This is a genomic window from Faecalimonas hominis (assembly GCF_054660755.1).
In genome coordinates, this window is record NZ_BAAHSH010000034.1 from 33,898 (window position 1) to 46,099 (window position 12,202).

The following is a 12,202-nucleotide window of genomic DNA, read 5'->3' on the forward strand; positions in this document are numbered from 1 at the left end:
TATATACATCTTCCAATTTTAAATATATAATATAATTACATAGAGCATAATAATTATATTTACATTTAAAGAAAGGAACATCTATGAATGCAGGATATGTCCGTCTTTCCAGAGACGATGATAAAAGGAATTATGTTTCCATAGAAAATCAGAAGCTGATTATCAACCAGTATGCAGCAGCTCATGGTGTGGTTATTGACCGCTGGTATGAAGATGATGGTATCTCCGGCTATATTTTTGACAGACCGGGATTTCAACAAATGATGATGGATATGGATAAAGATATTGATACTATATATGTCAAAGACTTTTCACGCCTTGGCAGACATAATGCAAAGGTTCTGCTGCTTCTGGACGAATTTCAGGAGCGTGGCAAACATCTGATTGTGATTGACGATAATTATGATTCAATGGATTCCAGTGACGATACCATTGGTATTAAGACATGGTTCAATGAGCGATATGTCAAAGACACCAGTAAGAAAATTAAACGTGCCATAGGAGCCAGGCAAAAAGAGGGAACACTGATTACAAGACCGCCGTTTGGCTATCGCCGCAATGAAAAAGATAAGACTGTTCTGGAAATCGTAGCAAAAGAAGCAGAATATATTAAACAAATTTATGACTTATATCTTTCCGGTTCCGGCTACCGCAAGATTGCCACGTATCTGACCGAACAGGGCGCATCCACTCCATCTATGATACAGCGTGAACGTGAAATAGAAGAAGGCAGACTGTCTAAAAGACAGGTAGCTTCTAAATGGTCTGATGCTATGATAAAAGAAATACTGGATAATGATTTTTACATTGGTACTTTTCGTTTGAAAAAACGTGCAAGAAATACGGTTCATGGAAAAGATAAACGTGTGCCAAAGGAAGAACAATGTATTTTTGAGAATCATCACCCGGCAATTATTGATAAGGCTACCTTTGCGTTGGTACAGGAATTAAAGGAAAAACGTAACCGTACCAATTATCGGGGAAGCCGGAGACAGTGGCTTGGCTCAGAGATTCCGAATCCTTTTGGCAGTTGCCTGTTCTGTAAAGACTGTGGCAGCCGCCTTACACCAATTAAACGCAAAACTTCCAGCAAGGAACGGAAATATTACATCTGTACCACTTATAACACCAAAGGCAGACGTTATTGCTCCAAGGCACATTTAATTGAAGAAGATGATCTGATGGAAGATGTTCTGACTTATATCAAGATGTGTCGAAATGCTCTCTGTGAAGTTATTTCTACCTATGATTTAAAGGATTTTGAAGCAGAGAAAAAAACAATAGCGGAAAAACGGCAGGAACTGCACACAGCTATCAATGAGCGAAAAAGTCAACTGAAAGTTCTGCTTACCCAAAAAGTAAAAGATCTGGCTGTCGCTGCAGGAAATGAAGATTTAATCAATGAAACGTATGATTCTATGCAGAAAGACTTATTTGCTCAAATTCATGGTCTGGAAATGCAGATAAAAGAACTGAATGAAACTGCCATAGAAACGCCTGATGTAAAGGATAAACTAAAAAATGCTCTTGAGGTGGTAGATAAAATCATTGCAGGAGGCAGCCTTGACCGAAGAGATATTGAACTTCTGATTGAAAAAATCGTAGTGGACGAAGACGGGATGCCGGAAATTACACTGAAATACGGCTTGTCTAATCTGATTAGTTACAGTCCTGCTGATGAAATGAACCGAAGAGAAAATACCATGATTGCGATTGTGATGAAACTGATTGCTGAGGATGAACGTGGATTTTCTTCTGCAAAATATCTGTCAGAGCATATTACTGATCTGGGATTCAAGAAAACAAAACAGAGTATCCTTCCATATATTGAGCTGATGAAGGAACTTGGAATTCTTGAAGTCACAGATAATCCATTGAAGCCATACAATATTGTAAAGTCAAAAGAAGAAATCACGCAGCTTACCAAAGACTATCTGCCGGATGTATCAGCAGAAACCACTGCGAAACATCTAGCAGATGATTATTTACATGGTATTAGTGACGACAGGTGGTATGCCGGAAATGGTATTTGAGTATATTTTGAAGAAAAATGGTATGATACCACAAAAAGATGTGAAAATAAATCAGAGTATTGATTTTGGATCTACAGCACCGGCGTTTTCGGAAGGAAAAGGCGATTTCACCGTTGAATTTGAACCAAGCGCAACACTGCTTGAATCAGAGAAAAAAGGTCATGTCGTAGCATCTCTTGGAAAAGACAGCGGTTACGTTCCATACACAGCCTTTTGTGCAAAGAAAAGTTATATAAAAGAAAACAAAAAAATGTTACAGGGATTTACAAATGCACTGCAAAAAGGAATGGACTATGTACAGTCTCATACACCTGAAGAAATTGCGAAAATAATAAAACCGCAATTTAAAGATGCAGATATGGAAACGATTACGACAATTGTAGAAAGATATGCCGAGCAGGAAACGTGGAAAGAAAACTTAATCTTTGAAAAAGAAAGTTTTGAATTGCTGCAGGACATTTTGGAAAGCTCTGATGAGTTGGAGAAAAGAGTTCCATATAAAGAACTTGTAACAACGGAATTTGCAAAAAAAGCATATAAGTAATTAAATTTCTCTTATAGAAAAGAAGAAAAAGCATAGAGCGAGACAAACAATGAGAAATATCCAAAAAGATTGCTTTTTTAATTTGTCGGAGATTGTGAAAAAGTAGGCTGAAATAAAGGTGATAAATACACTCAATAAGAATGTTGCGATATCGAGAAAAAGTGTATGAAACCCTAAAATTCCACTATACGCATGAAAAATAGCAGGTATAGAAAATGTACCTAATAAAATGCCGGCAGAGAGGGCGGAAATAATGTGAGGATATAAAAAACGTAATCTGTAGGCCATAAACAGTGCGAAAGCCAGTGCGGGAAAGAAAATAAGTTTCATGTGTTCCCATGTAGTTTCGTTTATGGGAAAGAAGAGTGCTAAGAATGGTTTTTTTCCGGACCATTCATATACAAAATGCGATAGTGTCCCCGAAATACTGACGAATAGAATTCCGATAAATGTATAATGTTTTAAATTGTTTTTCATTGTATACACTCCTTTCGACTATAGTATGTGCATAAAATAAAAAAATATAAGGCAAAGAAAAAATCGGAACTTTTATGTTTTTACATTTAAGTTCCGATTTCTTTAAATTACTTATGCAATCTCTCAAATACCATATCATAGCCATCGTTTCCATAGTTGAGTGAACGGTTTACACGGCTGATAGTTGCTGTAGACGCTCCTGTTTTTTCTGCGATTTCTAAATATGTTTTTTGCTCTCTAAGCATCTTTGCTACTTCAAGGCGCTGTGACAGTGAAAGTAGTTCATTAATCGTGCAAACATCTTCAAAGAATGTATAACATTCTTCTTTATCTTTTAGACTTAGAATAGCATCAAACAGATAATCTACGGACTCTGTTCTGATTTTTTTACTCATATCTCTAATTCTCCTATAATTTTGTATTTCTTAAACTACTTTTCTATTTTAGCACAGTAAACTTTTGAAGTCTACATATTTTTATTACGTTTCAAAAATTTTCTTAATTTATCAAGATTTGTTGTTACGATAAGTTCTTCGGGGAAATCGCAACTTGCTAATATTTTGGAACTGTAGGTAAAATTACCCACATCAATATCTACATGAGCATCGCTTCCTGTAGTGATTGGGACACGATGCTTTTTGCAGAGAGACAACATAATTTTTAAATTTTCTTCTGCACCTTCACGAAAACTGCCCGGGGAAAGAGAAGAATTATTTACCTCTAAAAGAGTTCCGGTTTCTTTTGCGGCATATACAACCTGCTCATAATCGATAGGAAAACGGGAATCATCAGGGTGTCCTATGATATCAATATAAGGATTCTGCATAGCGCGAATATACGCCCTTGTATTTTCTTCAATTCCGCGTTTTTCCTGAAAGCATGGTGTGTGAATACTTGCAATGGCAATATCTACACTTTTTAATAAAGAAGGAGGCAGATCAATGTTGCCCTCTTCGTCTAATATATTTAGTTCCACGCCAAAGAGCAGATTTACTCCATACATTGTGCGAGGGATAACTTTTAAATTAGAAAAGTAAAAATTTCCACAAGTCTCAGGCATAGCAGGAGCGTGTTCTGTGATGGCAAGTGCGGAAAGTTCTTTTTCTGCCGCTGCTTTCGCCATTTCTCTTATAGTGCTGTAAGCATGGCCGCTTGCAATTGTGTGAGAATGTGTATCAATACATAAATTCATTTGTGACCTCCTCTATGGATCTGACGTATTAAACTACGTTGTGCTAAAGTATAAAAGTTCATATTATTTCTTCTTTTTTTCCGGTTCGGGAAGTAAGTCGATAAGTTTTTCAATCAACTGTTTTTTTACATATACGTCAAAACTGAGTGTACAAATAAAGGAGAACAGTTGAAGAAATTCCTTGTTTTCCGTGTCAATTTCCTGAAAATTTTCCATGGAAGTTGTATAAATGTTTTTGATATCTTCCTGAAGAAAATTAATACGTTCCTTTTCCGACTTGCAGATTTTCTCGTAAATGGTGGTCAGATTGAAATCTGAATCGGAGTGGAAGTAGTTATCCGTAATCGGTTTCAACAAAGTTTCAATATCTTTAATGGAAAGAATATTTTTAAAGTAATAAATAAAAATCAGCACCAGCATATGCTCTTTTGAATACTTCTTTTTTTCCGGTGGTGGAAGAAGATTGTTTTTTGCATAATTGTTAATCATTGTTTTAGTAAGAATTTTATCTTCTTCATAGCGTTTGGAAGCGGCAAGTTGCGTTTCCATAAACGTTGTCACCTGATCCATATAAAGTTCAATATTTGGAATATCTTCCAATTTTACGTAATTAATTCGAGAAAGACTCGAAAGAATACTGTTTAAAAAATCATTTTTATCAATTGTCATTTCATCACCTCAATACATCTATTATATAGTATTAAAAACTAGATGACAAGCATAAAAAATAACTATTGCAAAAGGTTTGTAGAGGAGTATAATGAGGGCAAATAGAGCAGGGAGGGAACGCTTATGAGAGAAGAAAAGGTATTGCGAACATGCAAAATTGTACGCAAAATTACTGTGATAATCGGATTGGCAGTTACAATTTTGCCTATATTGTTTTGGAATTATATTCCGGATAAAATTCCTGCACACTACGGAGTCTCTGGGAAAGTGGACAGAGTTGGCGGGAAAGAAGAATTGATTCTTCTGTTTTTTGTTCTTTGGTTGGTTTTGGGGAGCCTCTCTGTTGTTTCTTATTATTTAAAGACAAGCGGGGTGTCTAAGTATGCAAATGAAAAAGACAATGAACATCTGCAGACAATTTACCCTATGATAACATGGATAACATTGATTACTACATTTACACCTATTGTTGTTTATATAGGGAAGGCACGAAAACATTCCGCAGGCAATCCGAGCGAAAAAGCGAAATTTGTTCAGGCGGAAAGTCGGGAGGAAGGCATTGCCTATCGGACGGCAGTTGACTGGTGGCTTGCTTTATTATTTATTTTGGTTATTGGAGGGGAACTGTGGATTTTCTTTCAAAGTCTGCTGAATAAAGGAAAAGTGGAATGGATAACATTAGTGGTTGTCATACTTATATTACTTCTTGTAGTACCTCTTGTAAGAATAAAATATATTTTATATTCGGAGCATTTCTTGATTTCGGCAGGATATTTGGGTAAGCAAAGAATTGCGTATTCATCTATTGTAAATATAAAAGAAACACATAATCCTCTTTCTGCTCCAGCGCGTTCTCTGGATAGAGTGGAAATAGATTATGTGGTGTCGGGAATGCATAAATTTGCATTGATTTCTCCTGTGCATTTGAAAATGTTTAAGAAAGAGTTAGAAAGTAGGTGTGAAAAATGAAAATAGCATTTATGATTTGGGCAGTTATCGCTTTCGTTTTTATGGGAATTGGCATTTATGATTATTTTTCGGAAAAGCCGGCAGGCTTTTGGGCAAATGCAAAAACCGTACCGATAGACGATGTGAAAGCGTATAACAGGGCAGTAGGAAAACTCTTTGTATGTTTTGGAATCGGTTTTATTCTGCTTGGATTGCCACTATTAGTTTCGAAACAAAATTCACCGGTGATTTTATTCAGCGTAATCGGGCTTATGTTTGAAAGCATAGGAATGATGATTGTTTATATGAAAATAGAATCAAAATATAGAAGAAAGTGAGAGAAAAAATGAATATATTGGTTGTAATTGATATGCAAAATGATTTTATTGATGGAGCGTTAGGAACGAAAGAAGCGGTATCAATCGTGCCGAAAGTAATGGAAAAAATCAGAATGTTTGACGGGAAGATACTGGCAACTAGAGATACACATGAAGAAAATTATTTGGAAACGCAGGAAGGAAGAAAACTTCCGGTAAAACATTGTATACGAAATACGAAGGGGTGGCAGATTAACGGGGAAATTCAAAGTCTGCTTTCAGAAACGCCTGTTGATAAGGAAACTTTCGGCAGCAGGGAACTGCCGGAAATTTTAAAGAAATATGATGAAAAAGAGAAAATTGAAAGTATCACACTGGTAGGACTTTGCACGGATATCTGTGTGATTTCAAATGCGATGGTGTTAAAAGCATATTTTCCGGAAGTTCCGATTATTGTTGATGCTTCCTGTTGTGCGGGAGTGACGCCGCAAAGTCATAAGCAGACACTGGAAGCAATGAAAGTTTGCCAGATAGAAGTTGTGGAGGAATAGCGTTGAAATAGATGGGGCAAAATGCTATACTAAACAGGTTACTATATGGAAATAAAATAATAGGGGAAGTTACAGATGAGTATTTACGATACATTAAATACAGAACAAAAAGAGGCGGTACTTCACACAGAGGGACCGCTTCTAATACTTGCGGGGGCAGGTTCGGGAAAAACAAGAGTCCTGACGCACCGAATTTCATATTTAATAGAAGAAAAGGGTGTAAACCCATGGAATATTCTTGCAATTACTTTTACAAACAAGGCGGCAGGAGAGATGAGAGAGCGTGTAGACAAGATTGTGGGATTTGGTTCAGAGAGCATTTGGGTCAGCACGTTTCACTCCATGTGCGTCAGAATTTTAAGACGGCACATTGACAGACTGGGATATGATACAAATTTTACTATTTATGATACGGACGACCAGAAAACATTGATGAAAGATGTCTGCAAAATGCTTCAGATTGATACGAAAGTCTATAAAGAAAGAATGTTTTTGGGTGAGATTTCTTCTGCAAAGAATGAGTTAGTTACACCGGAAGAGTATGAGTTAAATGCAGCGGGAGATTATGTCAAAGGTAAAGTAGCAAAAGTCTACAAAGAGTACGAGAAACAACTTCGAGATAACAATGCGCTGGATTTTGACGATTTACTTTTGAAGACCGTACAACTCTTTCAGACACAGGCTGATGTTTTGGATTACTATCAGGAGAGATTCCGCTATATCATGGTTGACGAATATCAGGACACAAATACAGTTCAGTTTCAGTTGATTCGTATTTTAGCAGGAAAATATAAAAATCTGTGTGTTGTCGGCGATGATGACCAGTCTATTTATAAATTTAGAGGGGCGAATATACAAAACATACTAAATTTTGAAAAAGTATTTGCTGATGCGAGAGTGATAAAATTGGAGCAAAATTATCGTTCTACTGCAAATATTTTGAATGCTGCCAATGCGGTTATCCGTCATAACACAGGAAGAAAAGACAAGACGCTGTGGACAGATAACGAAGAGGGAGAAAAAATCGGTTTCAGACAGTTTGATACGGCATTTGATGAGGCGGAATATATTGTCGATGAAATCCGAAAAGGAGTTTCTGGTAAAGGGTATACATATAGCGATAATGCGATTTTATATCGCACAAATGCTCAGTCACGAATGTTTGAAGAAAAATTTGTTGCGGCAAACATTCCGTATAAAATTATCGGGGGCGTAAACTTTTATGCCAGACGTGAAATTAAAGATTTGCTGTCTTACCTGAAAACGATTGATAACGGTAAAGATGATTTGGCAGTTAGAAGAATTATCAATGTACCAAAACGAAGCATTGGTCTTACTACGGTAAACAGGGTGCAGGAAAATGCGTTAGAAAGAGGGATTAGTTTTTACGATGCACTTTCCTCAGCAGATTTGATAGATAATATAGGAAGAAGTCTCTCCAAAATAGAATCTTTTGTGGCTCTGATTGAGCATTTTAAAGAACAGTCGGAAAAGATGTCTCTGTCACAATTAATGGAAGAAATTATTGAGATGACAGGTTATATTGAATCTTTGGAAGCAGAAAGTGAAATTGAGGCGGAGACAAGGATAGAAAATATTGAAGAGTTGAAAAGTAAAATCATTGCATATGAGGAATCATGTGAGGACGAAAAGCCGACGTTAAGCGGATTTTTGGAAGAAGTCGCATTAGTAGCAGATGTGGATACGTTAGATGAGAACAGTGACTATGTTGTCCTTATGACGTTACACAGTGCGAAAGGTCTGGAATTCCCAAATGTATATCTGGCAGGAATGGAGGACGGATTATTTCCGAGTTATATGATAATCACTGCAGATGATCCTATGGAAATTGAAGAAGAAAGACGTCTCTGTTATGTGGGAATAACAAGAGCCAGAAAGCGTTTGACAATGACTTGCGCAAGACGCCGCATGATACATGGGGAAACCCAATATAATAAACTGTCCAGATTTTTGAAAGAAATTCCATTAGAGTTGTTGGATACAGGAAATATAGTGGAGAAAAACACGATGGACGTGCCAAAACAGACTGCATATGCACAGGCGCGACAGACATTTAAAACGAAAGCATTCTCGACGGCAAAACCAATCAAACAGTTTGGGACGGCATCGGGAGAAGGTCCGGGATATGATGTGGGTGACAGAGTAAAACACATGAAATTTGGAGAAGGCCTTGTAACTGCGATGACGGCAGGTGGAAGAGATTATGAAGTGACAGTGCAGTTTGATACTGTGGGCGTGAAAAAGATGTTTGCCACATTTGCAAAATTACAAAAAATTTAGAGGATAAAAAATCGGTGTTTTCATATAATATATAGTCAGAAGAAGAGGTATAAAAACCCGTTTTGTTTTACAAAAGAATGAAAATTTAATAGTAGAAATCTATAGATACAAGTGGTATAATGAGGAAAATGATACTTGTATAGGAAAAATCAATATAGAAAGGACGTGCGATTATGAGTAAGTTTGAAGACATTATTGCAGCATCAAAAGTAAGCGATTTATTACACAAAAAAGATGAGGATAAGACAAAAAATACAGTACTTTGGGTACTTGCAATTGTTGGTGTGATTGCGGCTGTTGCAGTAATTGCATATGCAGTATATCGTTTCTTTACACCGGATTATTTAGAAGACTTTGAGGAAGACTTTGAAGATGATTTCGATGATGAGTTTTTCGGAGATGAAGATGAGATTTAGGTAGCAACAATTAGGCAGGACGAAGTCCTGCCTAATCTATTTGGAGGAAGAGGTTATGGTTTTAGGAGATGTACCTTTAAAGAAACAGATTTTTTCAATCCCTAACCTGATGGGATATTTTAGGATTATATTGATTCCCGTTATTTTATGGAGATATTTAACGGCAGATTCCATAGCAGACTACAGAATGGCGGCGGTGATTATCGGTATTTCAGGCATCACGGATTTTCTGGACGGATTTGTGGCGAGAAAGTTTCATATGGTTACTCAACTTGGGAAAGCGATAGATCCGATTGCGGACAAGTTGACACAGATAGCAATTGTCTGTGCATTATCCGTTCGATTTGAATGGTTCGCAGTAGTTGCCTGCCTTCTCATTGTGAAAGAAGGATTTATGGGCATTATGGGATACATTTTAATTAGAAGAGGAAAAATGTTAAACGGTGCAAGATGGTTTGGCAAAGTGTCGACAGCAGTGTTGTATGTTATTATGTTTGCACTTATTTTAATACCGGATATCAATATGGATATTGCAAACGGAATGATTTTAGTAAGTGGTATTTTGTTAACATTATCACTTATTCTGTATATTCCTGAATATAGAAAAATATTAAAAGAATAGAAGCGGAGAGGTTTTACTAAATGAAAAAAGGACAGATTTATGAAGGGATTATCGAAAGGGTAGAATTTTTAAATAAAGGAATTGTACCGGTGGAATCCGAAGAAAGAAAGGTGATTGTAAAAAACGGTATTCCGGGACAGAAAGTGAAATTCTGTATAAACAAAATGCGAAAAGGGAAGGCAGAAGGAAGACTTTTAGAGGTTTTAGAAAAGTCACCGTATGAAACAAATGAGCCGGTATGCAGCATTTTCCCACAATGTGGCGGCTGTATGTATCAGACAATGTCTTACGACGAACAGATAAAAATGAAAAGCCAACAGGTAAAAGAGATTCTGGACGCTGTAGTCAAAGATGATTATGTATTTGAGGGCGTTAAGAAAAGTCCAAAGCAGTTTGCCTACCGAAATAAAATGGAGTTTTCTTTCGGAGATGAATATAAAGACGGACCGCTTTCTCTTGGTCTGCACAAAAAGGGAAGTACATATGATGTGCTGACCGCTTCGGATTGCAAATTGGTTCATGAAGATATGACGAAGATTTTGAATTGCGTTTTGACGTATTTTCAGGAAAAAGGCGTGGGATATTATAAAAAGATGCAGCATATAGGCTATCTTCGCCATTTGTTATTGAGACGCGGTGACAAAACGGGTGAAATTCTTATTAATCTTGTTACGACAACGCAGGAGGAACACGATATGCAACCGTTGGTTGACAGATTGCTTGCTCTTCAATTGGAAGGCAAGATAGTAGGTATTTTGCATATTTTAAATGATTCCTTGTCGGACGTAGTGCAGAGTGATAAAACGATTCTGTTATATGGGCAGGATTATTTTTATGAAGAACTTTTAGGCATGGAATTTAAGATTACACCATTTTCATTTTTCCAGCCAAACTCTGTCGGTGCGGAAGTTTTGTATGACACAGTGAGGGAATACATCGGTGATATTGATAACATGACAATTTATGATTTGTTCAGCGGAACGGGGACAATCGGTCAGATACTTGCGCCTGTGGCAAAAGAAGTAATCGGTGTGGAAATTATCGAGGAGGCTGTTGAGGCAGCAAAAGAAAATGCAGAACATAACGGACTTTCCAACTGTAAATTCATAGCAGGCGATGTATTTAAAGTGCTTGATGAGATTGAGGAGAAACCGGACGTGATTGTGTTAGATCCGCCAAGAGATGGTATTCACCCAAAAGCCCTTCCTAAGATATTGGATTATCAGGTGGATAAAATTGTGTATATTTCATGTAAGGTGACAAGTCTTGCAAGGGATTTGGAGATGATACAGGAGAGAGGATATAGAGTGGAGAAATGTGTGGCTGTGGATCAGTTTGCGAATACGGCACATGTGGAGACGGTCGCTCTGTTGAGTAAGGTATAAAAGAAAAAGTGTGAAAATGATTGAAATATAAAAATTTTCCGAGAGTAGGAGGACCTCAACTCTCGGATTTTTTACTTTAAATCCAATATATTCATTCATATTACTATCTTAAAAAAGACACAAAAATATGGTACAATACAAAAATGGAAACTCCCATAGCATGTACAGGAAGGACTTGCTTATCATAAAACGAATAACTAAAGGAGAGATATAATATGGCGAATGCGTTACCACGACAATTTAAAATGCTCAATGATGAATTAATAGTAGAATATTCTCCGGATACAAAAAAGACACGAAATGAAATTGAAACTCTGCTAAAAAATGCTCTGGGAGATTCTTTCAATGTAATTCAATTTTTTAAAGGGCAAAAGGTTGTTACAGGGGTTATCAAAGGCGATGATGGGAGAGCAACTTATATCATGGCTGCAAATCTGACCTTTATGGGTGGAAAAGAAGGTCAGCATCCAAAAGATTTAAAGAGAATTCAATACAATAATAATTGGAAGTTATTTTATGATAAATATTCATGTGATGGTGATGTGTTTTGGCTTGGTCTATACTCTTATGATGATGTTAATGTTTGGGCATATTTTAAACCGGAATCCTATTTGAAAAAGTATGAAGGTAAAGAGATGATTTCTGCCGGAGGGCATAAGGCACAGTATTCCTGTCACATTTTTTTAAATGATTTGTACCAGGGATATATAAACGGCTATTTTGAAAAGGTGTCAACCATTTTTGATT

Annotated in this window: 14 protein-coding genes; 10 read left to right on the forward strand and 4 right to left on the reverse strand. The window is 36.7% G+C overall.

Annotated features, from left to right (window positions below):
• The first annotated feature begins 83 nt into the window (after positions 1 to 83).
• On the forward strand, positions 84 to 2,033 hold the full coding sequence (locus tag ACYQ35_RS06645) for a recombinase family protein (protein ID WP_459831433.1): 1,950 nt from the start codon (positions 84 to 86) through the stop codon (positions 2,031 to 2,033).
• On the forward strand, positions 1,990 to 2,577 hold the full coding sequence (locus ACYQ35_RS06650; protein WP_459831437.1) for an ABC transporter substrate-binding protein: 588 nt from the start codon (positions 1,990 to 1,992) through the stop codon (positions 2,575 to 2,577). Before ACYQ35_RS06645 ends, ACYQ35_RS06650 begins: the two co-directional genes overlap by 44 nt.
• On the opposite strand, the gene ACYQ35_RS06655 is transcribed toward ACYQ35_RS06650, so the two are convergent.
• The 4 genes from ACYQ35_RS06655 to ACYQ35_RS06670 form a co-directional block, all read right to left on the reverse strand.
• A complete protein-coding gene (locus tag ACYQ35_RS06655) occupies positions 2,578 to 3,054 on the reverse strand; it encodes a DUF6512 family protein (RefSeq protein WP_009757295.1) in 477 nt (158 codons plus the stop codon).
• 107 nt (positions 3,055 to 3,161) lie between these two features.
• Positions 3,162 to 3,449 (reverse strand): YerC/YecD family TrpR-related protein, encoded by a 288-nt coding sequence (locus ACYQ35_RS06660; RefSeq protein ID WP_009757294.1) that lies wholly within the window; start codon positions 3,447 to 3,449, stop codon positions 3,162 to 3,164.
• Between the two features lie 71 nt (positions 3,450 to 3,520).
• Positions 3,521 to 4,246 carry a phosphatase gene (locus tag ACYQ35_RS06665; RefSeq protein WP_009757293.1) on the reverse strand — a complete coding sequence of 242 codons (726 nt, stop codon included), beginning with the start codon at positions 4,244 to 4,246 and terminating at the stop codon, positions 3,521 to 3,523.
• Positions 4,247 to 4,309: 63 nt separating this feature from the next.
• Positions 4,310 to 4,915, reverse strand: coding sequence for a DUF1836 domain-containing protein (locus ACYQ35_RS06670; protein ID WP_009757292.1), 606 nt, complete (start codon positions 4,913 to 4,915; stop codon positions 4,310 to 4,312).
• 123 nt (positions 4,916 to 5,038) lie between these two features.
• Between ACYQ35_RS06670 and ACYQ35_RS06675 the strand changes: the two genes are divergently transcribed.
• From ACYQ35_RS06675 to ACYQ35_RS06710, 8 genes are all read left to right on the forward strand, one after another.
• The gene (locus ACYQ35_RS06675) at positions 5,039 to 5,884 is read left to right on the forward strand and encodes a PH domain-containing protein (RefSeq protein WP_459831444.1); all 846 of its coding nucleotides are present in this window, start codon (positions 5,039 to 5,041) and stop codon (positions 5,882 to 5,884) included.
• Positions 5,881 to 6,201, forward strand: coding sequence for a hypothetical protein (locus tag ACYQ35_RS06680; RefSeq protein ID WP_009757290.1), 321 nt, complete (start codon positions 5,881 to 5,883; stop codon positions 6,199 to 6,201). The genes ACYQ35_RS06675 and ACYQ35_RS06680 overlap by 4 nt, the downstream gene beginning before the upstream one ends.
• Before the next feature lie 8 nt (positions 6,202 to 6,209).
• Positions 6,210 to 6,731 carry a cysteine hydrolase family protein gene (locus tag ACYQ35_RS06685; protein ID WP_009757289.1) on the forward strand — a complete coding sequence of 174 codons (522 nt, stop codon included), beginning with the start codon at positions 6,210 to 6,212 and terminating at the stop codon, positions 6,729 to 6,731.
• Positions 6,732 to 6,806: 75 nt separating this feature from the next.
• Positions 6,807 to 9,032, forward strand: coding sequence for a DNA helicase PcrA (gene pcrA / locus ACYQ35_RS06690; protein ID WP_459831449.1), 2,226 nt, complete (start codon positions 6,807 to 6,809; stop codon positions 9,030 to 9,032).
• A gap of 173 nt (positions 9,033 to 9,205) precedes the next feature.
• Positions 9,206 to 9,448 carry a DUF4366 domain-containing protein gene (locus ACYQ35_RS06695; RefSeq protein ID WP_459831452.1) on the forward strand — a complete coding sequence of 81 codons (243 nt, stop codon included), beginning with the start codon at positions 9,206 to 9,208 and terminating at the stop codon, positions 9,446 to 9,448.
• A gap of 55 nt (positions 9,449 to 9,503) precedes the next feature.
• Positions 9,504 to 10,070: a CDP-alcohol phosphatidyltransferase family protein gene (locus ACYQ35_RS06700; RefSeq protein ID WP_459831455.1), complete on the forward strand. Its 567-nt coding sequence runs from the start codon at positions 9,504 to 9,506 to the stop codon at positions 10,068 to 10,070.
• 20 nt (positions 10,071 to 10,090) lie between these two features.
• The gene (gene rlmD / locus ACYQ35_RS06705) at positions 10,091 to 11,455 is read left to right on the forward strand and encodes a 23S rRNA (uracil(1939)-C(5))-methyltransferase RlmD (protein ID WP_459831458.1); all 1,365 of its coding nucleotides are present in this window, start codon (positions 10,091 to 10,093) and stop codon (positions 11,453 to 11,455) included.
• Positions 11,456 to 11,670: 215 nt separating this feature from the next.
• Positions 11,671 to 12,202, forward strand: a 532-nt coding sequence (locus tag ACYQ35_RS06710; protein WP_459831462.1) for a hypothetical protein, incomplete at its 3' end; no start/stop codon positions are given.

Bases quoted from the DNA above. Each gene is read 5' to 3' on its own strand.
- ACYQ35_RS06645 (WP_459831433.1), top strand. From the start codon at position 84: ATGAATGCAGGATATGTCCGTCTTTCCAGAGACGATGATAAAAGGAAT.
- ACYQ35_RS06650 (WP_459831437.1), top strand. From the start codon at position 1,990: ATGGTATTAGTGACGACAGGTGGTATGCCGGAAATGGTATTTGAGTAT.
- ACYQ35_RS06655 (WP_009757295.1), bottom strand. From the start codon at position 3,054: ATGAAAAACAATTTAAAACATTATACATTTATCGGAATTCTATTCGTC.
- ACYQ35_RS06660 (WP_009757294.1), bottom strand. From the start codon at position 3,449: ATGAGTAAAAAAATCAGAACAGAGTCCGTAGATTATCTGTTTGATGCT.
- ACYQ35_RS06665 (WP_009757293.1), bottom strand. From the start codon at position 4,246: ATGAATTTATGTATTGATACACATTCTCACACAATTGCAAGCGGCCAT.
- ACYQ35_RS06670 (WP_009757292.1), bottom strand. From the start codon at position 4,915: ATGACAATTGATAAAAATGATTTTTTAAACAGTATTCTTTCGAGTCTT.
- ACYQ35_RS06675 (WP_459831444.1), top strand. From the start codon at position 5,039: ATGAGAGAAGAAAAGGTATTGCGAACATGCAAAATTGTACGCAAAATT.
- ACYQ35_RS06680 (WP_009757290.1), top strand. From the start codon at position 5,881: ATGAAAATAGCATTTATGATTTGGGCAGTTATCGCTTTCGTTTTTATG.
- ACYQ35_RS06685 (WP_009757289.1), top strand. From the start codon at position 6,210: ATGAATATATTGGTTGTAATTGATATGCAAAATGATTTTATTGATGGA.
- pcrA (WP_459831449.1), top strand. From the start codon at position 6,807: ATGAGTATTTACGATACATTAAATACAGAACAAAAAGAGGCGGTACTT.
- ACYQ35_RS06695 (WP_459831452.1), top strand. From the start codon at position 9,206: ATGAGTAAGTTTGAAGACATTATTGCAGCATCAAAAGTAAGCGATTTA.
- ACYQ35_RS06700 (WP_459831455.1), top strand. From the start codon at position 9,504: ATGGTTTTAGGAGATGTACCTTTAAAGAAACAGATTTTTTCAATCCCT.
- rlmD (WP_459831458.1), top strand. From the start codon at position 10,091: ATGAAAAAAGGACAGATTTATGAAGGGATTATCGAAAGGGTAGAATTT.